Annotated in this window: 19 protein-coding genes and 2 pseudogenes; 12 read left to right on the top strand and 9 right to left on the bottom strand. The window is 38.7% G+C overall.

Annotated features, from left to right (window positions below):
* Positions 1-149: 149 nt before the first annotated feature.
* Positions 150-311 (top strand): DNA cytosine methyltransferase, encoded by a 162-nt coding sequence (locus K6J66_RS07595; RefSeq protein WP_223877544.1) that lies wholly within the window; start codon positions 150-152, stop codon positions 309-311.
* Positions 312-323: 12 nt separating this feature from the next.
* Here the strand turns inward: K6J66_RS07595 and K6J66_RS09725 are convergent.
* Both K6J66_RS09725 and K6J66_RS09645 read right to left on the bottom strand, forming a co-directional pair.
* A pseudogene (locus K6J66_RS09725) lies at positions 324-416 on the bottom strand (type I restriction endonuclease); the annotation flags it as partial.
* Positions 417-626: 210 nt separating this feature from the next.
* Complete coding sequence (locus K6J66_RS09645) at positions 627-749, bottom strand: hypothetical protein (protein ID WP_038439882.1); 123 nt, start codon at positions 747-749, stop codon at positions 627-629.
* A gap of 234 nt (positions 750-983) precedes the next feature.
* Between K6J66_RS09645 and K6J66_RS07585 the strand changes: the two are divergent.
* A pseudogene (locus K6J66_RS07585) lies at positions 984-2,055 on the top strand (ATP-binding cassette domain-containing protein); the annotation flags it as partial.
* A gap of 80 nt (positions 2,056-2,135) precedes the next feature.
* On the opposite strand, the gene K6J66_RS07580 reads toward K6J66_RS07585, so the two are convergent.
* The 4 genes from K6J66_RS07580 to potA all read right to left on the bottom strand — a co-directional run bounded on the left by K6J66_RS07580 (position 2,136) and on the right by potA (position 6,080).
* Positions 2,136-3,218, bottom strand: coding sequence for an extracellular solute-binding protein (locus K6J66_RS07580; RefSeq protein WP_005650701.1), 1,083 nt, complete (start codon positions 3,216-3,218; stop codon positions 2,136-2,138).
* A 129-nt stretch (positions 3,219-3,347) separates the two neighbouring features.
* A complete protein-coding gene (gene potC / locus K6J66_RS07575) occupies positions 3,348-4,118 on the bottom strand; it encodes a spermidine/putrescine ABC transporter permease PotC (protein WP_005650699.1) in 771 nt (256 codons plus the stop codon).
* Positions 4,118-4,978 (bottom strand): spermidine/putrescine ABC transporter permease PotB, encoded by an 861-nt coding sequence (gene potB / locus K6J66_RS07570; protein WP_005694014.1) that lies wholly within the window; start codon positions 4,976-4,978, stop codon positions 4,118-4,120. The genes potC and potB overlap by 1 nt, the downstream gene beginning before the upstream one ends.
* Positions 4,962-6,080, bottom strand: a complete 1,119-nt coding sequence (potA, locus tag K6J66_RS07565) for a spermidine/putrescine ABC transporter ATP-binding protein PotA (RefSeq protein WP_011962024.1) — start codon at positions 6,078-6,080, stop codon at positions 4,962-4,964. The genes potB and potA overlap by 17 nt, the downstream gene beginning before the upstream one ends.
* Positions 6,081-6,375: 295 nt before the next feature.
* On the opposite strand from potA, the gene pepT reads away from it, so the two are divergent.
* Positions 6,376-7,614 (top strand): peptidase T, encoded by a 1,239-nt coding sequence (pepT, locus tag K6J66_RS07560; RefSeq protein WP_038439878.1) that lies wholly within the window; start codon positions 6,376-6,378, stop codon positions 7,612-7,614.
* A gap of 476 nt (positions 7,615-8,090) precedes the next feature.
* On the opposite strand, the gene K6J66_RS07555 is transcribed toward pepT, so the two are convergent.
* Positions 8,091-8,573, bottom strand: a complete 483-nt coding sequence (locus tag K6J66_RS07555) for a Dps family protein (protein WP_011962026.1) — start codon at positions 8,571-8,573, stop codon at positions 8,091-8,093.
* Positions 8,574-8,846: 273 nt separating this feature from the next.
* Here K6J66_RS07555 and cdd point away from each other — a divergent pair, with 273 nt between their 5' ends.
* Positions 8,847-9,725, top strand: coding sequence for a cytidine deaminase (gene cdd, locus K6J66_RS07550; protein WP_038439875.1), 879 nt, complete (start codon positions 8,847-8,849; stop codon positions 9,723-9,725).
* Between the two features lie 42 nt (positions 9,726-9,767).
* Here the strand turns inward: cdd and cmoB are convergent, their stop codons facing one another.
* Both cmoB and putP read right to left on the bottom strand, forming a co-directional pair.
* Positions 9,768-10,733: a tRNA 5-methoxyuridine(34)/uridine 5-oxyacetic acid(34) synthase CmoB gene (cmoB, locus tag K6J66_RS07545; protein ID WP_038439874.1), complete on the bottom strand. Its 966-nt coding sequence runs from the start codon at positions 10,731-10,733 to the stop codon at positions 9,768-9,770.
* Positions 10,730-12,244, bottom strand: coding sequence for a sodium/proline symporter PutP (gene putP, locus K6J66_RS07540; RefSeq protein WP_005687244.1), 1,515 nt, complete (start codon positions 12,242-12,244; stop codon positions 10,730-10,732). The genes cmoB and putP overlap by 4 nt, the downstream gene beginning before the upstream one ends.
* Before the next feature lie 114 nt (positions 12,245-12,358).
* Between putP and rng the strand changes: the two genes are divergently transcribed.
* From rng to glgA, 8 genes are all read left to right on the top strand, one after another.
* Positions 12,359-13,834: a ribonuclease G gene (gene rng / locus K6J66_RS07535; RefSeq protein WP_005687243.1), complete on the top strand. Its 1,476-nt coding sequence runs from the start codon at positions 12,359-12,361 to the stop codon at positions 13,832-13,834.
* Between the two features lie 422 nt (positions 13,835-14,256).
* A complete protein-coding gene (gene glnS, locus K6J66_RS07530) occupies positions 14,257-15,927 on the top strand; it encodes a glutamine--tRNA ligase (RefSeq protein ID WP_038440250.1) in 1,671 nt (556 codons plus the stop codon).
* A 77-nt stretch (positions 15,928-16,004) separates the two neighbouring features.
* Entirely contained in the window at positions 16,005-16,457 is a 453-nt protein-coding gene (locus K6J66_RS07525; RefSeq protein WP_005650678.1) for a YcgN family cysteine cluster protein, read from the top strand.
* 70 nt (positions 16,458-16,527) lie between these two features.
* The gene (malQ, locus tag K6J66_RS07520) at positions 16,528-18,618 is read left to right on the top strand and encodes a 4-alpha-glucanotransferase (protein ID WP_192876819.1); all 2,091 of its coding nucleotides are present in this window, start codon (positions 16,528-16,530) and stop codon (positions 18,616-18,618) included.
* A gap of 9 nt (positions 18,619-18,627) precedes the next feature.
* Positions 18,628-20,820 carry a 1,4-alpha-glucan branching protein GlgB gene (glgB, locus tag K6J66_RS07515; protein ID WP_038439871.1) on the top strand — a complete coding sequence of 731 codons (2,193 nt, stop codon included), beginning with the start codon at positions 18,628-18,630 and terminating at the stop codon, positions 20,818-20,820.
* A gap of 98 nt (positions 20,821-20,918) precedes the next feature.
* Entirely contained in the window at positions 20,919-22,898 is a 1,980-nt protein-coding gene (gene glgX, locus K6J66_RS07510) for a glycogen debranching protein GlgX (RefSeq protein ID WP_038439869.1), read from the top strand.
* Between the two features lie 22 nt (positions 22,899-22,920).
* The gene (gene glgC / locus K6J66_RS07505) at positions 22,921-24,222 is read left to right on the top strand and encodes a glucose-1-phosphate adenylyltransferase (protein ID WP_038439868.1); all 1,302 of its coding nucleotides are present in this window, start codon (positions 22,921-22,923) and stop codon (positions 24,220-24,222) included.
* Between the two features lie 107 nt (positions 24,223-24,329).
* A complete protein-coding gene (gene glgA / locus K6J66_RS07500; protein ID WP_038439867.1) occupies positions 24,330-25,760 on the top strand; it encodes a glycogen synthase GlgA in 1,431 nt (476 codons plus the stop codon).
* Positions 25,761-25,837 lie beyond the last annotated feature (77 nt).

Genomic DNA, 25,837 nt, shown 5'->3' with positions numbered 1-25,837 from the left:
AAATATAATGGGAAGTGGGATATAACCAGATGGTTATCCACAGTTTCGTGGATTAAAATTAGTTTAGTGTTTTTTAAGTAAGCTTGGTTGCTTGTTAAAGGCTCTATCTGAAATACAATATCTCTCGTTTTTTATTATTTTAATTTTATATGTCATTAACTTATCTCGATTTATTTTCTGGTGCTGGCGGTCTTTCTCTAGGATTTGATTATGCTGGATTTCGCCAGTTACTTTCCATTGAGTTAGAGCCAGTATATTGTGAAACCTACCGCGTTAATTTTCCGCATCATCGATCTTGCAACAGGATCTAACTCAGTTATCTAATGAACAGGCAAATCTTTACCGTAGCGATATTCCCAACCGAGGGATTTCAGGCGTTGAAGAGTGAGTTGTTCGATGTCGTTTTCGTTGAGCATGATGAGTTCCTTAGTGTATGGTTTAAATCTCCCCTAACCCCTCTTTACAAAAGAGGGGAATGGTCTTGAGCGTAGTTTTAGTTTAGGTGTTTTCATGAATAATTTTTCTGTTAATTCGACCGCTTGCAGCTAAACATTCCAAATAGTCCCCCTCTTTAGCAAAGAGGGGTAGGGGAGATTTGGCAGAAGTGAAATGAACCTTGTAAGAAATTAGAGAGTGTCCATCAACCGTTCATATTCTATTTGCTCAAACTCCAATACCATTTCTCTATAGGTATCAGGATCTTGAGCAAATAATGCTTGTGAATATGAAATTTTATATATTGTTTCCATTTCATACGCCTAATCAATTAATTCGTTGATTCTTTGATTATCTTCATATTGTATCCTTTCACTTCTACGGTAATCATTTGTAGCAATGTAAAAGTGTAGAATAAATCCTAAAATTGCATTGGTTGAATGAAGTACAAATAAAGCAAGATCACTACTTATTTGTTTGTGTTCTATATCTTGACCGTGAGAAGCATAACTACCACATTCGTTTCTAATTTCTGCAATATAATGCAAAATCGAACCACAAAATTATCCGCACTTTCGGGCGGTTGGTTACGCAAAGCGGCACTAGCACGTGCATTGGTATGCGATCCTGATGTGTTATTACTTGATGAACCAACCACTTGGATGTGGAAGCTATTGAATGGTTGGAAAATTTCTTACTGGATTTCCAAGGTAGTATTGTATTTATTTCCCATAACCGTTCTTTTATTCGCAAAATGGCAACACGCATTGTGGATTTAGATCGTGGTCAATTGCGGTCTTATCTAGGCAATTACGATTTATATTTAACTACGAAAGAAGAAAATCTACGCGTTGAAGCCTTGCAAAATGAATTATTTGATAAACGACTTGCACAGGAAGAAGTGTGGATTCGCCAAGGTATCAAGGCTCGCCGTACAAGAAATGAAGGGCGAGTGCGAGCATTAAAAGCGATGCGTGAGGAACGTCAGTTAAAGCCTTATCGGGGGGAGAACGAAATCGTTTATTACTCGCAAAATTATTACTCAAACCAAATAATTTATTGATTCTTGACGAACCAACCAATGACCTTGATGTAGAAACATTGGAGCTTTTAGAAGAAATTTTGACGGATTATCAAGGCACATTGTTAATTGTGAGCCACGACCGTCAATTTATCGATAATACTGCGACAGAATGTTATTTATTCGAAGGTGAAGGGCGTTTGAATAAGTATGTGGGTGGATTCTTTGATGCGAAACAGCAACAAGCCAATTTCTGGGCAAGCAAAGCAGTGGAAGAGCAGGCTAAAGCGAAGAAATCTGAACCACTAAAAGAAGAAAGTGCGGTGAAAAATGACCGCACTTCTAAGCCGAAATCCGTGAAACTTTCTTATAAAGAACAACGAGAGCTAGAGCAACTTCCACAACTTTTGGAAGAATTAGAAACTAAAATCACCACACTTCAAGCTGAAATAGCCGATCCAGCATTTTTCCAACAAGCTCACGATATTACCGACGCTAAATTAAAAGCATTGGCGGATACTGAAGCCGAATTAGAAACAGCATTTTTACGCTGGGAAGAATTAGAAGAAAAGAAAAATTTGGCTGACGGTAAAGCTTAAAAAATAACGCCCGAAAGGGCGTTTTTATTTAGAGGAAATATTGCACAGAATCATATTTTAATTCTTTGCTAATTGACCAATTATTTTGCTGCTTTTAATTCTTGATAATATTGTTCATAGAATTGAATTGCATCGCCAACGTCATCTTGCCAGTGACTATTTTTTAATATATCAGCTGACGGATAAATCGCTGGATCTTCAGTGATTTCTTTTGGTAATGCTTTTTTCGCTTCAATATTTGAGGTTGGGTAACCGATAGCTAAGGTTAATTTTTCAGCTGTTTTTTTCCCTAACATGTAGTTAATCAGCTTGTGTGCGCCTTCAGAATTTTTAGCTGTTGCAGGAATTGCAAGAGTATCAACCCAAAGTACAGGACCCTCTTTTGGGAATACCATATTTAAAGGTGCTTTTTCTTTTTTAGCAATACGTACCGAACCATTCCATAATTGACCCACTTCCACTTCGCCTGAGATGAACGAGTTAGCTGGGTTATCGGAATTGAAAGAAAGTACATTTGGACGTAATTTCAATAATTCTTCATAGGCTTGTTTGATAATGGCTGGATCTTGAGTATTTGGATCTTGACCAATTTTCAATAAAGCGATGTTGAATACTTCACGCGCATCGTCTAATAATTGAACTTTGTTTGCAAATTCAGGTTTCCATAAGTCTGCCCAAGAAGTGAATTGTTCGCCTTTGTAAGTGTTGGTATTGAATGCGATACCCGGCGCACCTAAAAGTTGCGGAAGAGAGTATTTGTTACCTTTATCATAAGGTTTATTGAGCCAATCAGGATCTAATTCTTTAAGAACAGGTAATTTGCTGTGATCAAGTTCTTTTAACATTCCTTCGCGTGCCATTTTAGAAACGAAGTAGTTAGAAGGTGCGATAACATCATAGCCACCAGACTCGCCTTGAGTTTTGAGTTTAGCGTACATTGTTTCGTTTGATTCTAGGCTTGAAACGATAACTTTGATGCCAGTTTCTTTAGTAAACTCATCTAAAAGACCATCTGGTACATATTCTGTCCAAGTGTAGAGATACACAGTGTCATTAGCAGCAGCCGTAGCTTTTGCAGTTTCTTGCTTAGCATCTTTATCGTTGCAAGCGGTTAAAGTTGCAGCTACGAAGCTGGCAGTAATTAAACCTGCAAATTTTTTCATTTTTGTTTGTTCTCCTGTTAAAGAGTCGTAAAAAACCACCTGCCGAATGACAGGCATAAAAAAACGCCTTGATTGTGCGTCAAGGCGTATTCTATTTTAAATTCAAAGGTTTGTGAAACCTTTTGTTAATTAATGGTTATTTTTTCGTGTAATTAGCTGGCTTAAAACGACAAGAGCTAATGAAAGCACGATCATAATCGTTGCTAAAGCATTAACTTCAGGTGTTACACCAGTTTTCACTAGAGAGAATATTCTCAATGGTAAGATTTCATAACTTACACCACTGACAAATGATGAAACCACAACATCATCTAATGAAATAGTGAAACTTAATAACCAACCAGATACAACTGCAGGTAATGCTAAAGGAAGGATAATTTTACGTAAAATAGTCACTTCGCTTGCACCTAAGTCTTTCGCCGCTTCTAACATTCTGGAATCAAAGCCATTTAAGCGAGAGAAGATAGTTACGGTCACATACGGTAAACAGAAAGTTACGTGGGCAAGTAGTAAAGACCAGAAGCCCAATGAAATACCCACAACCATAAATAATGCAAGTAAAGATACTGCCATTACAATATCTGGAGACATCATAACGATAAATAGCATACCGCTTACTGCTTGTTTACCGCGGAATCGATAGCGATAAAGTGCGATTGCAGTTAATCCACCTACAATAGTAGCTAGGGTAGCCGCAAAAAATGCAATAGTTACCGAATGAATCGCAGCTTGTATTAAGGTGTCGTTATTAAATAAACGCTCGTACCAGTTCCAGCTAAAACCTTTCCAACTCAAACCATAACGATCTTTGTTAAAGGAATTAGTGACTAAAATAATAATTGGGATATACAAATAAGCGTATACCACAAACATAAATGCATTACGTAGTAAACGACTCATTATTCTAACTCCACTTTCCTATTCAATAGTTTATTCGCGCGGTAGTACACGAAAATCAACAATGCCATTAGAACAGTTAAACCAATACTGACTGCAGAACCAAATGGCCAGTTACGAGAAATTAAGAATTCGCTCTTAATTACGTTACCAACAAGCAAGACTTTTGCTCCACCGAGTAGGTCTGCTACATAAAACATTCCCATTGCTGGCAATAATACCAATAAACAACCCGCGATAATGCCTGGCATAGTTAATGGTAAAATCACTCGGAAGAAACGTTGGAATGTATTTGCGCCTAAATCTCGTGCTGCTTCTAATAAACGATTATCTAGTTTTTCAATGGCAGAGTAGAGTGGCAAAATCATAAATGGCAATAGTAAATAAACTAAGCCAATGATTACCGCAATTTCGGTATTCAAAATACGAATTGGCGCACTCAAAATTCCCATATCAATTAACATCGTGTTAAGTATGCCTTTCACGCCAAGAAACACTTTCATTCCATAAATACGAATTAACGAGTTTGTCCAAAATGGTAAAACCACAAGGAACAATAAGAGCGGTCGATATTTAGGATGAATTTTACTCATCATAAAAGCAAATGGATAACCTATTAGTAAGCAAATAATGGTGGCGATGCCCGACATAGACAATGAATTCCACACAACTTGTGCATAAAGCGGATTAAACAAGTTTGTATAGTTTTCAATAGTAATTGGGAATGCATAAAAGTTGCTACCATCTCGAGTCAGAAAACTTACGGCAAGTACCAATAAGTTTGGAATCAGCACAAAGAAGATTAGCCAACTGAAGATAATCGCAACAGTAATTTTCTGGAATTTATTATTGATTATCTTCATCGTTGAGTACAACCTCCCAGCCTTCGTGCCATGTGATACCTACGCGTTGTCCTATGCTATGATCCATATGTGGATCATCTTCATTAAAGAATTCACTTACAAGGACACGCATTCCGTTATGATCAAACTCTACCGTTGATTCTAATGTCATTCCTTTATAAGTGCGGTCAATAATATGACCGATAATTGCTTTAGAATGTTCATTTTCATCTAATTCTTCAATCACAATATCTTCAGGGCGAAGGAGTACTTGAAGTTTTTGATCTTTTTCCACAGGCATATCCGTATAAATATCACAAATACGACCTTCAACATTTGCCAGTACAACTTGTTCTGATTTTCGTTCAATCACAGTGGCTTCAAATACGTTAATTTCGCCAATGAAACGAGCAACGAATAAGTTAGCTGGATCTTCATAGATTTCACGTGGAGAACCATCCTGTGCAATTTTACCTTTACGCAATAATACAATACGATCAGACATTGTAATCGCTTCTTCTTGATCGTGGGTGACGAAAATAAAGGTAATGCCAAGCTGACGTTGTAACATTTTGAGTTCTTGTTGCATTTGTTTACGCAATTTGTAATCCAATGCAGATAAAGATTCATCAAGTAACAACACTTTTGGTTTATTTACTACGGCACGAGCGATGGCAATACGTTGTTGTTGTCCGCCAGAAAGTTGAGTTGGCTTACGATCAGCCATTTCTTCTAGTTGTACCATACGCAAGGCTTCTAAAACACGCGGTTTAATTTCCTCGTTTGGTACTTTTTGCATACGCAAACCGAAAGCCACGTTCTCAAAAATTGTCATATGTGGAAATAGCGCATAGCTTTGGAATACCGTATTAATATGACGTTTTTCCGCAGGCACATTGGTGATATCTTCACCATCTAAAATAATGCTACCTGAATCCAATTCTTCTAAGCCTGCTAGTAAGCGTAAAACTGTGGTCTTACCACAGCCTGAGGGGCCAAGAATAGTGACAAACTCACCGTTATTAATTGTAAGATTGAAATCGTTAATAATGGTGTTAGAACCATAGGATTTTTTGATTGAACGAAGCTCAATAATAGGCTTGTTTTGAAGCTGATTTTCCACTAGCTTTGGTTTTCTCCCTAATTTCACCAATGATTTGGTACTGAGTAGAAATAAAACCTGCAAGACTGCAGGGGCGACATATAAAAATAGACGCCTATGATATAGTGAATTGTTAATAATGAAAAGGACTTAATGCCTTAGAAAGTAAAAAACTGCCGTTCATAAAAATAACGAGAAATTTAACCGCACTTTCGATGAATTTTACTTCGTTAATTTTATAAATATTGTTATATATCAAGATGTTTTCTATTTTTCTCGTTAAACTAAAAAAGATATTTTTAAAAGGAGCGAGAATATGATTTCTCAAATAGATAAAACAGAACTTTTAGAACGATTTTTACATTATGTGTCTTTTCACACCCAATCAAAACCTCATGCGAAGCATTCCCCCAGCTCAGTCGGGCAAATGAAGTTAGCCATGCAGTTACAAAAAGAATTAATCCAACTTGGTTTGGAGAATGTTGAAGTAAGTAAATATGCAGTGGTAACAGCATTTTTACCCGCTAATGATCCTAACTTAACGAAAACCATTGGTTTAGTTGCGCATCTTGATACGTCTCCGCAATGTAGTGGTAAAAATGTACGCCCAGAAGTGATAGAAGAATATCGTGGCGGAGATATTGCATTAGGTATTGGCGAGGAATTTATTAGCCCTGTTTATTATTCTTTTATGCAAAAATTAGTCGGACAAACGCTTATTGTTACTGATGGAACCACTTTGCTTGGGGCTGACAATAAAGCGGGAATTGCAGAAATTATGACCGCACTTTCCATTCTTCAAAAAGAGAATATTCCCCATTGCAATATTCGTGTTGCTTTTACGCCTGATGAAGAAATTGGTTTGGGAATCCATTATTTCCCAATGGAAAAGTTTTCCTGTGATTGGGCATATACCATTGATGGGGGAGAAGTAGGGGAATTAGAATACGAAAACTTTAATGCTGCAACGGCAAAAGTGCGGTTTTTCGGGCGAAATATTCACACAGGTTATGCAAAAGGAAAAATGCTGAATGCGCTGACTTTAGCTTGTGAATTTCAGCAAGTTTTTCCTGTTGATGAAGTACCAGAAAAAACCGATGGGAAAGCGGGCTTTTATCATTTAGAAGATTTTTCTGGCGATATTGAGCAAGTAGAGCTTACCTATTTGATTCGTGATTTTGACGAACAGAATTTCGCACAAAGAAAAGCTTTTATTAAAAATCAGGTGGAAAAATTTAATGCTAAAAAAGGTTTGAAAAAGCCTATAGAGTTAGAAATTCAAGATAGCTACCAAAATATGTATGATGTGGTAAAAAACGTTCCTCAATCAATTGAACTTGCTGATCGTGCAATGAAAGCGGTGGGAATTAAACCAAATCATAAGCCGATTCGAGGCGGTACAGATGGGGCATTTTTAGCCTCTAAAGGTTTAGCATGCCCAAATATTTTTACTGGTGGCTATAATTTCCATAGTAAACACGAGTTGGTTTCTTTACAAGGCATGGAAAATACTGTCCAAGTAATTATCGAAATGCTGAAATGTAAAGATTTGTAAAGAAATGTAAAGATTTTTCTTGCTATTCTTTAGATTGCTCAATATAATGGCGGCGTTTTATCGAGATTTCTTTGATGAAGCTAAACTTTAGAGATTTTATTCATAAATTCCTTTTTAATGCCCCTAATTATTTAGGGGCTTTTTTTATCTAATTGGACAAGAAATAATAAAATAGTTAATAATCACAATTTTTAACGCTCTACAATATTTATTTCTATAGATTTATTTACTGATTTAAAAAAACGTTAAATTTAGTGGCTAAATTGACTAAATTAGTTTAAAGAGATCACTGTGAATAAGAGGTATAAGAGTTTCCTTTATTCAGACTGAATTTGACATTCCTATTCTAAATAGGAAACTCTTACTTTTGAGGTAATTTGCTAGATCAAATTTGATCTTAGACAAATTAAATTTATCTAACTTTATTGAGTTAGATTAATTGCAGGTTAGTTTTCGTTAGCGTTGAAATTTATTCATTAATTATGGCAAGTTTGGCACGCTGCTTGGAACATCCATACTAATTTTTCTTGTTCTTTAATATAGTCACTCATTTGTGATGCAGTACCTTCATCATTAGCGTTATTTGCAAAAGAAAGAATTTCACGTTGTTGATCTAGTAATGTTTTTAGACCTTGTAATGTGCCTGATAAACATTCTTGTGCCTCACTTACTGCAATATCTTCTTTAATTCGAGATATTTTTAAGTATTGGCTGTAAGCATTATTTGGTGTGTAGCCTAAAGTTAAAATACGTTCAGCCACCTCATCTACTCTAGCAACTAAATTAGTATAAATTTCTTCAAATTTTGCGTGTAATGCAAAGAAGTTTACGCCTTTAATATTCCAGTGATAGCCTCGTACATTAGTATAGAAAACTTGGTAGGTTGCAAGTAATTCGTTAAGTTTATCGGCTAATTCTGCTGATTGAACTTTATCTAGTCCGATTGATGTTTTTGACATAATAATTTCCTTTTTCTAGTTGAATAATTGAGCTAATGCCCTCCCTTTGATATGGGTATTATACGTTTCTATAATTTGAAGTGAAATTGTTCTATTCAATATAATTGATAGTCTTAGCCTTATTTGTTAAGAAATTGTAATAAATAGAAGCTATCAAATAAGTGATCAAGATCACAGTTTTAATGAATATTTAATCAAACTATCGCGGCTAACAATAAATTTTGATTTAATAAGTACAGTTATAATTTTTAATATTTTTTCTAAGGATATGTTATGCAAGAACTTATTAAGCGCACCTTGCCACAAGATGATGCACTTAATCAAGCTATAGTGAATGAACTTCGTTCACAAAATTGGGCTGGTTTTTTAAATTATTCCCAAGTGCAGCAGCTTTGTCATAATTTTGAACTTACCCCACTAAAATTGGCTATGCACTTGTTGCCACTTGCTGCAAGTTATAGTCATACTGCTATTTCTCATTTTAATGTGGGGGCAATTGCTATTGGCGAACAAGGGGATTTTTATTTCGGCGCGAATCAAGAATTTGCTAATTCAGCCATTCAGCAAACGATTCACGCGGAACAAAGTGCAATTTCTCACGCTTGGTTGCGTAATGAACGCCGTATTTCAGATATGGTGGTCAATTACACGCCGTGCGGACATTGTCGTCAATTTATGAATGAATTGCACGGTGCTGAAAAAATTTCAATTCATTTGCCGCATAGCCAAAATAATCCATTACATTCTTATTTACCAGATGCGTTTGGACCAAAAGATCTTGATATTGCAGCGCATCTTTTGGCGGAAGAAAATCATGATTTAGTTGCTGATCATCAAGATGATTTGGTTAATCAAGCTATTTTAGCGGCAAATCAATCTCATTGTCCTTATTCAAATAGTCCGCACGGCATTGCGATTTTATTTAAAAATGGTGATGTGGTGACAGGACGTTATGCAGAAAACGCCGCATTTAATCCGAGTTTGCCAGCGTTGCAAACTGCACTTAATTTTGCGTATTTAAATGATAGAAAATTGAGTGATATTGAGCGAATTGTGATGGCTGAAAAAGCATTAAAATTGAGCCATAAAACGATGGCTGAAACCTTATTATCCACATTAACTTCGGTAGAACTAGAGTATTATTCTTTATAAATATGAAACGCGAGTACAATAAAAAGGGAATAATTCCCTTTTTTATTTGTTCGCTAAAATTACCGCTCTTTTCGGTGCTTGATAACCTTCAATGGTTTTACTGTGATCATTTGGATCTAAAAAATCAATCAGGCTTTCATTTTCTAACCAATCAGTTTTACGCTGTTCTTCTAATGTAGTTGTCGCTACATCCACACAACGTACGTTGGTAAAGCCAACTTTTTCTAGCCAGTTGATTAGTGCGGCGACAGAGGGGATAAAATAAACATTTTTCATTTTTGCATAGCGATCTATCGGTACGAGTACAGTATTTACATCGCCATCCACCACTAACGTTTCTAATACCAATTCGCCACCTTTTACCAATTGATTTTTCAATTGGCTTAAATGATCTAATGGGGATTTACGATGATAGAGTACGCCCATTGAAAATACAGTGTCAAATGCCGCTAATGGTTGCATTTGCTCAATACCTAGCGGGATGAGATTTGCTCGACGATCATTATTAAGCAGTTTGCGTACGGCTTCAAATTGGCAAAGGAAAAGCTCGGTAGGATCAATCCCCACCACCATTTTTGCGCCTTCGCCTACCATTCTCCACATATGATAACCGCTGCCACAACCCACGTCTAAAATAGTGCGACCTTGCAAGGGGGACAAGTGAGGAAGAACACGATCCCATTTAAAATCTGAACGCCATTCACAATCTACATGAATGCCGAAAAGATGATAAGGCCCTTTTCGCCACGGCATTAATTGTTTTAAATGATGGATAATTCGTTGTTTTTCACCTTCTGAAAGGGGAGAAGTGCGGTCAGATTTCACCGCACTTTTTAGATCGATTTCATCAGCATGTAAATCTGGTAGAAAATCAACAATTTTGCTCCATTTCGCATAATCGCCATGAGTTTGAGTTTCCCATTCTTTCAATTGGCGCGGTAAGGTCTCTAACCAGTCTGATAAATTTGTAGTAGCAATTTGTTGATAAAAAGGGCGAAAGTCGATCATTTTGCTTCCTTATAAGCCTTTTCTGCTTTATCAAAGGTATTAAGAATATCTTGTTCTGGTTTATTGGAAAGTAATGAAATAACAATAATTGCAAGGCTGGCGAAAGCAAAGCCTGGGATCATTTCATATACTTTAAACCAATCAGTATCAGCTGGAACAACTTCTTTCCAAGCAAATACTGTCACTGCGCCTACAAGCATACCGGCCATTGCGCCCGATGATGTCATTCGTTTCCAGAAAAGAGAGAAAAGTACAACTGGGCCAAATGCACTACCAAAACCAGCCCAAGCAAATTCTACAAGTTTTAATACTTTGCTGTTTTCATCTTGTGCGATCCAGATAGCAAGTGCGGCAATAACTAACACCATAATTCTTCCAAGCCATACGAGCTCTTTTTCTGAAGCCTTAGGGCGAATAAAACCTTTGTAGAAATCTTCTGTGATTGAGCTAGACGAAATTAATAATTGCGCGCTTAATGTACTCATTACAGCGGCTAAGATAGCTGAAAGTAATATGCCCGCGATCCAAGGGTTAAATAAGAGTTTAGCTAATTCAATAAATACTTGCTCTGGTTCATTATTGACTGTGCCTGCAATAGCTGGATTAGCAAAGAAATACGGAATGGCGAATAAGCCAATGCCAATTGCGCCTCCTAAGCAAAGTACCATCCATGTCATACTAATACGGCGTGCTTTGATAAGTGATTTGACAGAATCCGCAGCCATAAAGCGTGCTAAAATATGCGGTTGCCCGAAATAGCCTAATCCCCAAGCCGCAAGACTTAATAAACCAAGTGGTGTGGTAGAAGTAAATAAATCCGTGAAATCTTTATTTATGGCAGCCTCAGCTTGTTCTAGTACTGCGGAAAATTGAGCGGTATCGGCGAAACTCAATAACACAAAAACAGGGGTTAAAATTAATGCAAAAATCATTAATGTGGCTTGAATGGTATCTGTCCAGCTTACCGCGAGGAAACCTCCGATGAACGTGTAAGCAATGGTTGCCGCTGCACCGTACCAAAGTGCGGTGGAATATTCCACAGAAAATATATTTTGGAATAATTTTGCGCCAGCAACGACACCAGAAGCACAATAAATAGTAAAAAACACTAAAATAATAGTGGCAGAAACAAGTTTTAATAATTTGTGTGATGAACCAAAACGATTGTGAAAATATTCTGGGAGAGTGAGTGCATTATTATTTAATTCTGTATAAACACGCAAACGACCAGCCACTAAAAGCCAGTTAAAATAAGCCCCGATAGTTAAACCAATAGCAATCCAGCCTTCAACTAAGCCTGATAAATATACCGCACCAGGTAAGCCCATTAAAAGCCAACCAGACATATCTGAAGCACCTGCAGACATTGCGGTCACAAAACTGCCTAAACGACGTCCACCGAGAATGTAATCTGATAAATTATTCGTGTAATAATAGGCGAGTACGCCAATCAGCAACATCCCGAAAATATAAATAGTAAAAGTAATAAGAGTTGGGTCGAATCCAAACATTATATCAGTCCAAAATAGGTTAAAATTTCAGAAAGGGTGCATTTTACCTTATTTCGGGCTATTATTCTATTTAGACTAAATATTTGATGAAATTTAAGAAATTAGGAATATAAAATGGATTCTGTCGAGTTATTGATGAACGTAACGCCTAACGAAACACGCATTGCGCTAGTCGAAACAGGAATGTTGCGCGAAGTGCATATTGAACGCCAAGCTAAACGAGGAATTGTCGGAAATATTTATAAAGGTCGTGTCACTCGAGTGTTACCAGGAATGCAGTCGGCTTTTGTTGATATTGGTTTGGAAAAAGCGGCTTTTTTACACGCCGCTGATATTGTATCTCACACGGAATGTGTAGATGAAAATGAACAAAAGCAATTTAAAGTTAAGAGCATTTCAGAATTAGTACGAGAAGGGCAGGATATTGTTGTACAAGTGGTAAAAGATCCCCTTGGTACAAAAGGCGCGCGTTTAACAACGGATATCACATTGCCATCACGTTATCTTGTTTTTATGCCAGAAAATAGCCACGTAGGTGTTTCACAACGCATTGAAAGCGAAGAAGAACGCACCCGTTTAAAAGCGTTGGTTGAACCTTTTTGTGATGAACTCGGCGGTTTTATTATCCGTACCGCCACAGAAGGGGCAAGCGAAGAAGAATTACGTCAAGACGCTGAATTTTTAAAACGCTTATGGCGTAAAGTTTTAGAACGTAAATCTAAATATCCAACCAAATCAAAAATTTACGGTGAGCCAGCACTTCCGCAACGCATTTTGCGTGATTTTATCGGCACAAACTTAGAAAAAATTCGTATCGACTCTAAACTTTGTTTTGGCGAAGTGAAAGAGTTTACCGATGAATTTATGCCTGAATTAAGCGATAAACTTGTTCTTTATTCTGGCAATCAACCTATCTTTGATGTGTATGGGGTTGAAAATGCGATCCAAACAGCCTTAGATAAACGTGTTAATCTCAAATCGGGTGGCTATTTAATTATCGAGCAAACAGAAGCCATGACCACCATTGATATTAATACAGGCGCATTTGTGGGGCATCGTAATCTAGAAGAAACCATCTTCAATACCAATATTGAAGCAACTAAAGCCATTGCGCAGCAATTACAACTACGTAATCTTGGTGGCATAATCATTATTGATTTTATTGATATGCAAACAGATGAACATCGCAATCGAGTATTGCAATCTTTATGTGATGCGCTTTCTAAAGATCGTATGAAAACTAATGTGAATGGCTTTACGCAATTAGGCCTTGTAGAAATGACTCGTAAAAGAACCCGCGAAAGCCTTGAACACGTGCTATGCGATGAATGTCCAACTTGTCATGGACGTGGTCGGGTGAAAACTGTTGAGACAGTTTGCTACGAAATTATGCGTGAAATTATTCGGGTGTATCATTTATTCAGTAGTGAACAATTTGTTGTTTATGCCTCGCCAGCAGTTTCAGAATATCTTATTAATGAAGAATCTCACGGTTTACTGCCAGAAGTGGAAATGTTTATTGGAAAACGAGTAAAAGTAAAAACAGAACAGTTTTATAACCAAGAACAGTTTGATGTGGTTGTAATGTAAACTCTATTTCAATAAAGTGCGGTAAAAATTTTTGAGATTTTCACCGCACTTTTTATTTATAAAAACAATATTTCCTTTATATTTTATCTATATGACGTAAAATTAGGCAGCTTTAGTTGATACGCCTCCCTCCACTACATCACATTAAAAAGCGGTATCGCCGTGAATGCAGGCAAAAACAGCAAAATTTCCTATCAAATGGGAGCTGGCTGGGTTTGGTAAGCTAAACATTCAAAAAACTTACCGCACTTTGTGCATTTATACATCGCCACGATAATTTCGTGGCGGTTTTTTATGGCAAATTTTTACAATCTTTTATTTAAATCTAGTATTTCTATGGCAAGAACAGGAGATGAACCTTTATTTTCCCTTAGATTTGTATAGAATAGCCGAATATTTTTTTATTTTAACGAGAGAAAATGATGAGCCATACAGAGACATCTTTGGGTGCAGAAAATACCCGCACTCACAATTTTATTACCCAAATTATTGATGAAGATTTAGCTTCGGGTAAACATAAAAGCGTTCATACCCGTTTTCCGCCAGAGCCGAATGGCTATTTGCATATTGGTCACGCAAAGTCTATTTGCTTGAATTTTGGCTTGGCAAAAGAATACCAAGGTTTATGTAACCTACGTTTTGACGATACCAATCCAGTAAAAGAAGACGTGGAATATGTAGATTCTATCAAAGCGGATGTGGAATGGTTAGGTTTTAAATGGGAGGGCGAACCGCGTTATGCATCTGATTATTTTGATGCGCTTTATGGCTATGCGATTGAATTGATTAAAAAAGGCTTGGCTTATGTGGATGAGCTTTCTCCAGAAGAAATGCGTGAATATCGTGGTACCTTAACCGAGCCGGGTAAAAACAGCCCATATCGTGACCGCACTATTGAAGAAAACTTAGCGTTATTTGAAAAAATGAAGAACGGTGAGTTTGCAGAGGGGAAAGCAAGTTTACGTGCAAAAATTGATATGGCATCGCCATTTATGGTCATGCGTGATCCAGTAATTTATCGTATTAAATTTGCAAGCCATCACCAAACAGGTGACAAATGGTGCATTTACCCAATGTACGATTTCACTCACTGTATCTCTGATGCCATTGAGCGTATTACACACTCAATCTGTACATTAGAATTCCAAGATAACCGTCGTTTATATGACTGGGTATTGGAAAATATCAGTATTGAGCGTCCATTACCGCATCAATATGAATTCTCACGTTTAAATTTAGAAGGCACTTTAACCTCTAAACGTAAATTATTGAAATTGGTAAATGATGAAATCGTGGATGGTTGGAATGATCCACGTATGCCAACCATTTCAGGTTTACGCCGTCGTGGTTATACACCAGCTTCGTTACGTGAATTTTGTCGCCGTATTGGTGTGACTAAACAAGATAACGTGGTGGAATATTCTGCACTTGAAGCCTGCATTCGTGAGGATTTAAATGAAAATGCACCACGTGCAATGGCAGTGATTGATCCTGTTCGTGTGGTAATTGAAAACTTTGAAAGCGAAGCGGTTTTAACTGCCCCAAATCATCCAAATCGTCCTGAATTAGGGGAACGTCAATTGCCGTTCACGAAAGAGCTTTATATTGATCGCGCAGACTTCCGTGAGGAAGCGAACAAACAATATAAACGCTTAGTATTAGGCAAAGAAGTGCGTTTGCGTAACGCTTATGTGATTAAAGCGGAACGTGTAGAAAAAGATGCAAGTGGCGAAATCACCACGATTTTCTGTACTTACGATCCTGAAACTTTAGGTAAAAATCCAGCAGATGGACGTAAAGTGAAAGGTGTCATTCATTGGGTTTCTGCGGTTAATAATCATCCAGCTGAATTCCGTTTGTATGATCGCTTATTTACTGTGCCAAATCCAGGGGCTGAAGATGATATCGAAAGCGTGTTAAACCCAAATTCTTTAGTGATAAAACAAGGTTTTGTAGAGCAAAGCCTCGCAAATGCAGAAGCAGAGAAAGGTTACCAATTTGAACGTGAGGGTTATTTCTGTGCAGATAGTAAAGATAGCCGTCCTGAACATTTGGTATTTAACTTAACAGTAAGCTTAAAAGAAGGCTTCTAATTTTAATCAACCAAGTGCGGTCAAAACAAACGTGATTTTGACCGCACTTTTTATTTGTATCAACTATGCAATCCAGTATGCAACTTGAACCCAATTTCTGGCAAACCAAATCCCTCCTTGAAATGACCGAATCTGAATGGGAAGCCTTATGTGATGGCTGCGGCAAATGCTGTTATCGCAAATATATTCAAGGGCGAGGTAAACGCCAAAAACTCTATTACACCCGAATTGCTTGTAATCTTTTAGATCTGGAAACAGGAAAGTGCGGTAATTATTCAGAGCGTTTTAACATTGAAACCGATTGCACCAAACTCACCAAAAAGAATTTACCTGATTTTCATTGGCTGCCTGATACTTGTGCCTATCGTTTGCTTTATGAAGGAAAAACACTCCCTGAATGGCATCCGCTTATTTCTGGCTCTCCCCATTCTGTAAAAAATGCGGATATTTTGATTAAAAATGGTATCCACGAACGCGATGTGATTGATTGGTTTGAATTTATTATTGACGAAGATCACACTTTTAAATAAAGCCGGTTGTCATCACTTTCAGCTTAGCTATAATCCCTAACAAGAGTTATATAGTTGTGATATGGTGTCTATGCAAATCTCGGATTCTCTCAAACAAAAAGCAGAAAAATGCGGAATCGCGCTTTCTCATTATGATATTGATGGGCATCTTATTTTTGCGGATGAAAAGACGGTTTTAACTTTTGTTGAGCTTTTGCAGCCTCCGCCAAAAGCGAAAGGACAGTTTGACGATGTACTGGCTGCATTTGAAAATGAACCGATTGATTATCGACTCAATCGTCTAGATCTCCCACCATCTGCGGAATATCGTTATCAGCTGATTGATGAATCTAATGCTATTCTGTTAGAAAAAATACTTTCAAATTTATCCGCACTTTCTTTGCCTCCACTTCCTTTTGGCTATTATCAATTATCTATTTTTTCTGACACTGAACAGTATCGCGTTCGTTTACTTATTTCTCCTAAAACAGCTTTTCAACCATCCGTATTAAAAAATAAAAAAGTGTGGGGCGTGAATGTGCAACTTTACAGTTTACGCTCAGAACAAAACTGGGGGATTGGCGATTTTGGCGATTTGGCTGCTTTGATTGAACAAAGTGCAAAATTAGGCGCAGATTATGTGGGAATTAATCCATTACATTTGCCATATCCTGCTGTGCCAAATTGGGCTAGCCCTTATAGTTCATCTTCCCGTCGTTGGTTGAATTTCTTATATTTGACCATTCCTGATTTACCCGAATTTAAGCGTTGCCGTTCAGTACAAAATTGGTTTAAGCGTGAGGATATTCAAGCAAAAATTGCTGCTTTACGTGAAAGTGATTGCGTCGATTATTCTTCAATTTTGGCTTTAAAATTAACCGCACTTGAGTCCCTGTTTGATTTCTTTCAGCGTAGTCAATCCGCTGAAATTGTGACACGTCGAAAAATCTTTGCTGATTATTTAAAAAACAAAGGTGAACCTTTGTTGTTACAGGGTTTATTTAATGTCTTGGATTTGCAAGAACACGCCGATCATCAAGCAGAAGAAAATACCATCGGTTGGCTTGGCTGGCATAAGGAATGGCAATATTTAAGTGCGGTAAAAAGAAAAGCCCTATTAAAAACACACCATGAGCAAATCCAATTTTTTGCTTGGTTGCAATGGCTTATAGAAGAACAACTTTCCGCATTACAAAATCTTTGTAAACAGTCTGGTATGAAGTTGGGTATTTATGGCGATTTAGCGGTGAATAGTTCTCGTGGCAGTGCTGATTTATGGAGCGATCCTGATTTATATTGTGTAAATGCCTCTATTGGCGCACCGCCCGATCCGTTAGGCCCTGTAGGACAAAATTGGAATTTGCCACCTTATAATCCAACCGTGCTAAAAGCACGTGGCTTTACACCATTTATCGATATGCTACGTGCCAATATGCAATATTTCGGTGTGCTTCGCATCGATCATGTTATGGGCTTATTTCGTTTGTGGTGGATTCCAAAAGGAAAAACTGCGGCTGACGGTGCTTATGTGCATTATCCTTTTGATGAATTAATGGCGATTCTTGCCATTGAAAGTGTACGCAATGAATGTTTGATTATTGGTGAAGATCTCGGCACTGTGCCTGATGAAGTGAGGTGGAAATTAAACGAGTTTCAAATTTTCTCTTATTTTGTATTGTATTTCGCCCAACGAAATGGCGAATTTCCTCGTATATCTGATTATCCTCGAAATGCTTATGCCACTATTGGTACACATGATGTTCCCTCATTACAAAGTTTTTGGCATTGCCGTGATTTAGAATTATTTAATCAACTCGGTATTCTGAATGGGGAAGTGCTCAAGCAAAAATATGATCAACGTGTTATGGATAAACAAGCCTTATTAAATAGTTTACATCGTGATAATTATTTACCGCCGCATTATGAAGGCGATGCGCTTTCTATGGCGATGCACGATCATTTAAACCGAATGATCCATTATTATTTAGCGGAAAGTAACAGCCGATTGATTGGTGTGCAATTAGAAAATTTACTTAGCCAAGAAATCAGTTTTAATTTACCGGGCACCTCAAATGAATACCCAAACTGGTGCAAGAAACTTGCTCAACCGTTAGCGTTTATTTTTAGCAATGAAGCTTTAAAAACGTTCTTTGTGCAAATTAACCAAGGGCGAAATGTATAAGGAGTAAATATGACAACCGCAGTAACACAAGCAATTATTGATGGTTTTTTTGATGCGAGCAATGGTGATCCTTTTGCTACGCTAGGTATGCACGAAACTGAGCGCGGAATTGAAATTCGTACGTTATTGCCAGATGCCAATCGAGTGGTGGTGATTGAGCGTGAAAGTGGTAAAGAAATAACGGAACTGGATTGTGTCGATGAGCGTGGATTTTTTGTTGGTGTTATTCCAAATTGTCGTCAATTTTTTGCTTATCAATTACAGGTTTTTTGGGGTAATGAAGCACAAATTATCGAAGATCCTTATCGTTTTCATCCAATGATTGACGATTTAGAACAATGGCTACTTTCTGAAGGATCTATGCTTCGCCCATATGAAGTGCTTGGTGCACATTTTATGGAATGTGATGGTGTGAGCGGGGTGAATTTCCGCTTGTGGGCACCTAATGCAAGACGAGTTTCTATTGTAGGTGATTTCAACTATTGGGATGGTCGCCGTCATCCTATGCGTTTTCATCTAAAAAGTGGTGTATGGGAGCTATTTTTACCAAAAGCCAGTTTAGGACAGCTCTATAAGTTTGAATTAATTGATTGTCATGGCAATCTTCGTTTGAAAGCCGATCCCTTTGCCTTTAGTTCGCAACTTCGCCCTGATACAGCATCGCAAGTGAGTGCATTACCAAATGTGGTCGAAATGACGGAACAACGTCGTCAAGCAAATCAAGCGAATCAACCGATTTCCATTTATGAAGTGCATTTAGGATCTTGGCGTCGTAATTTAGAAAACAATTTTTGGCTAGATTACGATCAAATTGCTGATGAATTAATTCCTTATGTAAAAGAGATGGGCTTTACCCATATAGAATTTTTACCGCTTTCTGAATTTCCGTTTGATGGTTCTTGGGGTTATCAACCACTTGGGCTTTATTCGCCAACCAGTCGCTTTGGTTCACCTGAAGCCTTCCGCCGTTTAGTAAAACGTGCTCACGAAGCAGGCATCAACGTGATTTTAGATTGGGTGCCAGGGCATTTCCCAAGTGATACGCATGGTTTAGTCGCATTTGATGGCACAGCTTTGTATGAGCATGAAGACCCTCGCGAAGGCTATCATCAAGATTGGAATACCTTGATTTATAACTATGGGCGTAATGAGGTCAAAAATTTCTTATCCAGTAATGCACTGTATTGGCTTGAACGTTTTGGCGTAGATGGTATTCGCATGGATGCTGTGGCTTCAATGATCTACCGCGATTACAGCCGTGCGGAGGGCGAGTGGATTCCAAACCAATACGGCGGACGTGAAAATTTAGAAGCCATCGAGTTTCTAAAACACACCAACTGGAAAATTCACAGCGAAATGGCGGGGGCAATTTCTATTGCGGAGGAATCTACCTCTTTTGCAGGCGTAACCCACCCAAGCGAAAACGGCGGCTTGGGCTTCAATTTCAAATGGAATATGGGCTGGATGAACGATACGCTGGCTTATATGAAGCTTGACCCCATTGACCGCCAATATCATCACAACAAAATGACCTTTGGAATGGTATATCAATACAGCGAAAATTTTGTGCTACCACTTTCTCACGATGAAGTGGTTCACGGTAAATATTCACTTCTTGGCAAGATGCCAGGTGATACGTGGCAAAAATTCGCTAACTTGCGTGCATATTACGGTTATATGTGGGGCTACCCAGGCAAAAAATTACTCTTTATGGGGAATGAATTTGCCCAAGGTCGTGAGTGGAATTACGAAGAAAGTTTGGACTGGTTCTTGCTTGATGAAAATATTGGCGGAGGCTGGCATAAAGGCGTATTGAAGCTGGTTAAAGACCTCAATCAAATTTATCAAAAAAATCGACCGCTCTTTGAGCTCGACAACTCCCCAGAGGGTTTCGATTGGCTTGTCGTTGATGATGCGGCAAATTCTGTGTTCGCCTTTGAACGTCGCAGTTCAAACGGAGAACGTATTATTGTCGTCAGTAACTTTACCCCTGTGCCTCGCCACAATTACCGCATCGGCGTGAATGTTGCAGGAAAATACGAAGAAATTTTAAATACCGATTCGATGTATTACGAAGGTTCAAACGTGGGCAATTTTGGTTGTGTCGCAAGTGAAAAAATCGAAAGCCACGGACGAGAAAATTCGATTTCAGTGTCCATTCCGCCGTTAGCAACAGTTTATTTGAGATTGAAGGCGAAATAATCCGAATAGATAAATTGTAGGGGCGAATTACATTCGCCCTGATAAACCACCGATGTTTTTGGGCAAATGTAATTTGCCCCTACAAAAGCGATAAAAATATGTTCAAAATCTACAACAATGGCAATCCTATTCCAATGGGATACTCACAAGCGGTCGAAAACAACGTGCAAATTACCAATTTCGCCCTGTTTTCCGCTGCGGTAATAGGCGTAGAACTTTGCCTTTTTGACGAACAAAATCAAGAAACACGCTTGCCGATGGTGCGTACTGAAAATGTGTGGCATTTGGCGGTAACTGGCGTGAAAACTGGTACGGAATATGGATTTCGTATTCACGGCGAATATGCCAACCCGAATAAATTAATGCTCGATCCCTATGCGAAAGCCGTGAATGGTAAACCTGATTTAAGTAGCGAAGAAAGTTGTTCTTGGTTCTTGCTTTCGGATAATCGCGACAACGCGCATCTTGCCCCAAGAGCGGGTGTGATTTCGGAAGATTTTAATTGGGAAAATGATACTTTACCCAATACGCCTTGGGCTGAAACCATTGTGTATGAATTACACGTTAAAGGGTTTAGCCAGTTAAACGAGAAAATCCCTGCGGCGTTGCGTGGTACTTATACTGGATTAGCACATCCTGTGAATTTGGCGTATTTGAAAGAATTAGGCGTAACTGCGGTGGAGTTGCTGCCTGTAAATTTCCATATAAATGAACCGCACTTACAGGCACGAGGCTTACAAAATTATTGGGGATACAATCCCTTAGCGATGTTTGCGGTAGAACCTAAATATGCGGCAACAAATAATCCATTAGCTGAATTTAAAGCGACGGTAAAGGCGTTTCACAATGCGGGTATTGAAGTTATCTTAGATGTGGTGTTTAACCATTCTGCAGAATCAGAGCAAACTTACCCAACATTCTGCCAGCGTGGTATTGATGATCAAACTTACTATTGGCGCAACGATCAAGGGCGTTATATCAATTGGACAGGCTGCGGCAATATGCTCAATTTATCCTCTGATGTAGGGCGAAAGTGGGTGGTGGATTGCCTGCGTTATTGGGTGGAGCAATGCCACATTGATGGATTCCGTTTTGATTTAGCCACTGTTTTAGGGCGTGATACACCTGATTTCAATTCGTCAGCTCAGCTTTTTACTGACATAAAAAATGAGCCAAGTTTACAAAATATTAAATTGATTGCCGAGCCTTGGGATATTGGACATTACGGTTATCAAGTCGGCAATTTCCCAAGTTATTTTGCCGAATGGAACGACCGATTCCGCGATGATCTCTGCCGTTTCTGGCTATGGAAAAGTGGCGAAATTGGTGCATTTGCAGAACGTTTTGCAGGTTCTAGCGATTTATTTAAGAAAAATGACCGCTTGCCACATACTACACTTAATTTTATTACCGCTCACGATGGTTTTACGCTTAAAGATTTAGTGAGTTACAACCAAAAACATAATGAAGCGAACGGCGAAGAAAATCGTGATGGTCGCAATGAAAATTACAGTTACAACCACGGTATAGAGGGTTCGACTGAAAATATTGCTGAACCGCAAAAAAGTGCGGTGGAAAATAACCGCACTTTTGCACAAAGTGGATTATTAATGAGTTTATTGCTTGCAAATGGTACACCTATGTTATTGGCTGGCGATGAGTTTGGTAATACCCAATATGGTAATAACAATGCCTATTGCCAAGATAACGAGATTACTTGGCTTAAATGGGCAGAATTTAACACAGCATTATTTGAACTGACCAAGCAAACGATTGCACTTCGTAAGCAAATTGGCAGTTTAAACCAAGATCAATGGTGGTCGGATGAGAATGTACAATGGCTTAATATTGCAGGAGAACCGATGACAGTTGAAGATTGGCAAAATCAACAAACCAAAGCATTACAGGTAGTTTTAGATAATCGTTGGCTTTTGTTGATTAATGCCAAAGCCGAAGGTCAGGTGTTTCACTTGCCTAATGGGAAATGGAAGCCCCAAATCGGTACACATAATGTAACCCTTGAAGCACAACAAGCCGAAATTTATTCAATGGGCTTTTGTATGCTGAATGACGAATAACAATAAGACTATGGAGATCCTTATGAAATCTGGCGACCTTAACAAATATGATTTAGTTAAAAACACTTTGGTGCTTGTTCTCGCAGGTGGACGTGGTTCACGTTTACACGAATTGACAGATAAACGTGCAAAACCAGCTCTTTATTTTGGTGGTAATCGTCGTATCATTGATTTCGCACTTTCTAACTGCATTAACTCAGGTTTAAACCGAATTGGGGTCGTGACTCAATATGCGGCACACTCCTTGCTTCGTCATTTGCAAACAGGCTGGTCTTTTTTGCCACAAGAGAGAGGGGAATTTGTCGATATGTTGCCAGCTCGTCAGCAAATTGACGATTCCACTTGGTATCGTGGCACGGCGGATGCGGTATATCAAAATATGGCTATTATTAAAAATCACTATCGCCCAAAATATATTTTGATCTTAGCAGGCGACCATATTTACAAACAAGATTACAGTGTGATGTTAATGGATCACGTCAATAGTGGGGCGAAATGTACCGTTGGTTGCATTGAAGTGCCACGTTCTGAGGCTCACGAATTTGGTGTGATGGCAGTAAACGAAAACTTGAAAGTGAAAGCCTTTGTGGAAAAACCGAAAGATCCGCCAGTCATGGTGGGCAAACCTGATGTTTCGCTTGCCTCAATGGGGATTTATGTATTTGATGCTGATTATCTTTATAAAATGCTTGAGCAGGAAGTTAATACCCCGCAAACTAGCCACGATTTCGGTAAAGATGTGTTGCCAAAATGTTTAGAAGAAGGCACGCTTTATGCTCACCCATTCAGCCGTTCTTGTATGGGACGCAACACCGAAGGCGAAATTTACTGGCGTGATGTAGGGACGCTTGATAGTTTCTGGCAATCCAATATCGATTTAGTCTCTGAAAATCCACAATTAGATATTTATGACCAAAACTGGCCAATTCGTGGTAATCCTATTCAGGCTTATCCATCAAAATTTTTCTACAAACACTCCAATGTGCATCCAGTGGATAACTCACTTATCGGCGGCGGTTGTGTGATTACCGATGCTTCGATCAGCAATTCTGTGTTATTCGACCATATTAAAATTGACGCATTTTCAAAAGTGGATCACTGCGTGGTGTTACCGCAAGTTAAAATCGGCAAAAATTGTGTGTTGAAAAATTGTATTATTGATCGTGAATGTGAAATTCCTGATGGTATGCAAATTGGTGTGGATATAGAAGAAGATAAAAAACGCTTCCGTATTAGCTCAACAGGTAAAGTGATTCTTGTGATCTCGAAAATGTTAAAGAAACTTGAGGGATACGAGATTGGCGAAGAAGGACATTTAGATTAGTTAGGAAAAGTGCGGTCAAAATTGACCGCACTTTATGAACCCCCTCTTTTCTAAAGAGGGGGGCTGATCGAGCATTATTCATATTTATAGGGAAAATAAAAAACTCAATGAAAATACTACATGTTTGCTCGGAACTCTATCCGCTATTAAAAACAGGCGGGCTTGCCGATGTTTTAGGGGCATTACCCCAAGCACAAAACCAAATCGGGTTGGATGCTCGCGTTTTATTGCCTGCTTATCCTGCAATTACAGCAGGTATTCCGCATACCCAAGTGGTTGCCGAATTTGACAACTTCGCTGGGCACGTGGTGTTGCGTTATGGAGAATATAACGGTGTCGGGATCTATTTGATTGACGCACCGCACTTATACGGTCGCGAAGGCAATCCTTACCACAATGCCTATTACAATGACTACGGCGACAATTACAAACGTTTTGCTTTGCTCGGTTGGGTGGGGGCAGAATTAGCTACAGGTTTAGACAGCTGGTGGCGTGCAGAAGTGGTACATGCTCACGATTGGCACGCAGGGCTTTGTGCAGCTTATTTGTTCAACAAAGGCAAACCAGCAAAATCGGTGTTCACTATTCATAACTTGGCGTATCAAGGGCAGTTTTCTTATCATCATTTGTACGAAATTGGTTTGCCAGCAGGCATGTTTAATGTGGACGGTTTGGAGTTATTCGGACAAATTTCTTATTTAAAATCAGGCTTGTTCTATTCTGATGCAAGCACGACTGTTAGCCCAACTTATGCAGAAGAAATCACGACACCTGAATTTGCCTATGGTTTACAAGGCTTACTTTCTGGCTTAAAAGCTCAAGGTCGTTTGGTGGGGATATTAAACGGCGTGGACGAAAATATTTGGCATCCGAACGTGGATCAATACATCCCACACCATTACAAGCTGAAATATATGACAGGCAAAAAGAAAAACAAAGCTGAATTGCAAGCGTATTTCAATTTGCCACAAGATGAATCTGCCTTGGCATTTGTGATGGTCACCCGTTTAACCGAACAAAAAGGTGTCGATTTATTAATCGAAAGTGCAGACGAAATCGTTAAACAAGGCGGACAGTTGATGATTTTGGGCTCTGGTGCACCGCACTTAGAACAAGGTATTCGTGAGCTTGCAGTACAATATCCTGACAATATTGCGGTAAAAATCGGTTACGATGAAGCCCTTTCGCATTTAATGGTGGCGGGTGGCGATGTGATTTTAGTGCCAAGCCGTTTCGAGCCTTGTGGCTTAACCCAACTTTATGGTTTGCAATATGGCACACTTCCACTTGTTCGTAAAACGGGTGGTTTGGCAGATACGGTGGTGGATAGCACTTCAGAAAGTATTAAAGCTCGCACCGCAACAGGTTTTGTGTTTGAAAGTGCAACTCCTGAAGCTCTCCGCCATTGCTTGCAACGTGCCTTTGCCTTATGGCAAAAACCGCGTGCGTGGGCGATGATTCGCACCGATGCAATGGAACAAGACTTCAGCTGGCGTAAAGCTGCAGAGCAATATAGAACGCTTTATGAATGCTTGTAGTTTTATTCGTAAACTTTCTTAACAATCACACCGCTTGTGAAAGAATCTTTTGCAAGCGGTGTGATTAGGCTTGTTTT

This window comes from Haemophilus influenzae, from assembly GCF_019703545.1.
GTDB lineage: Bacteria > Pseudomonadota > Gammaproteobacteria > Enterobacterales > Pasteurellaceae > Haemophilus > Haemophilus influenzae_E.
The sequence above is the reverse complement of the archived record's forward strand: the minus strand, read 5'-3'. Positions and strand labels throughout refer to the sequence as shown.